The sequence below is a fragment of the Carnobacterium sp. genome (assembly GCF_032094055.1).
In the GTDB taxonomy this organism is placed as follows: domain Bacteria; phylum Bacillota; class Bacilli; order Lactobacillales; family Carnobacteriaceae; genus Carnobacterium_A.
Window position 1 is genome coordinate 3,015 of record NZ_DAMDAK010000012.1, and the last position, 1,070, is coordinate 4,084.

Consider the following 1,070-nt stretch of genomic DNA (forward strand, 5'->3'; position numbering starts at 1 on the left):
ATTAAAAATATTGGATGTTTTTGCCCAACCGATGATAACGGCTATATAATCAATGATTCAAATCTGCAGAAGATTGATCCTGAGTACTACAAAATAATAGAAGAGGTAATAGAAAAGTATCAAAGCCACTTAAAAACGGACTTACATAGTGTGTATGTTAGGGGCTCAATTCCTCGTGGTTTAGGTATCGCTAACGTTTCGGACTTGGATACAATTGCGATTACCAATAGAGATACTAATGATATTGACTTAAGTTGGGTAAACGAGGCTGAGCAAGAATTAAATAAAAAAGTTGATTTTGTAAATGGAGTGGAGTTTAGCTTTTATACGATTGAAGACATTTTAGACACCACTACTTTTTCAATTATTCCATTTATGATAAAAACGCATAGTGTTTGTGTATTTGGAAAAGATTTAAAGAACGATTTACCTAATTACAAAGCAGACAAGACACTGGGGAATGAACACCTCGTCAATCTAAAGGAACAAGTGGAGCAAGCAATGAAAGAACTCGAGGGCAATGAAGATACTGAAGATATTTTAGACTGCTGCGGATGGATAATGAAAATTATTGTTAGAGCAGGGCTTGCACTTGTGATAGAGGAAGAACATCAGTATACAAGAGATTTATTCCCAGCTTATAAAGCATTTTCTAAGTATTATCCAGAGAAGGAAAATGAGTTGAGACAAGCACTTAAGTATGCTATTAAACCAAGTAGAAATGCTGATGAAATCCTTGTTTTTTTAAATGAAATGGGAAATTGGATGATAAATGAAGCTGAAAAATGGTTGCAGGTTTATAATCCTAAAAAGGTTAGAAATTTGCCAATATAGAATAAGGCAAATCAATAATAAGTTTCGATAAAGAAAGAAGCACAATTATATAGTAAAGGGGTCTTCCATGGATACAGAACTTATTTTATTAGTAGTAGGGATAGTTTTTCTGGGCTCGCTGATGCGGGCAGTTTTTGGTTTTGGGGATTCGATTGTCAGTATGCCATTATTGGCTTTATTGCCAATTAATTTGTCTACCTCAATTGCGTTGATTGGTTTAGGCGGATTTACGGTTG

1 protein-coding gene and 1 pseudogene are annotated in these 1,070 nt (G+C 34.5%); both read left to right on the plus strand.

Features of this window, described 5'->3' with window-relative positions:
* The coding region (locus RT405_RS03155) for a nucleotidyltransferase domain-containing protein (protein WP_313467488.1) at positions 1-834 on the plus strand (834 nt) is incomplete at its 5' end.
* Positions 835-955: 121 nt separating this feature from the next.
* A pseudogene (locus tag RT405_RS03160) lies at positions 956-1,070 on the plus strand (sulfite exporter TauE/SafE family protein); the annotation flags it as partial.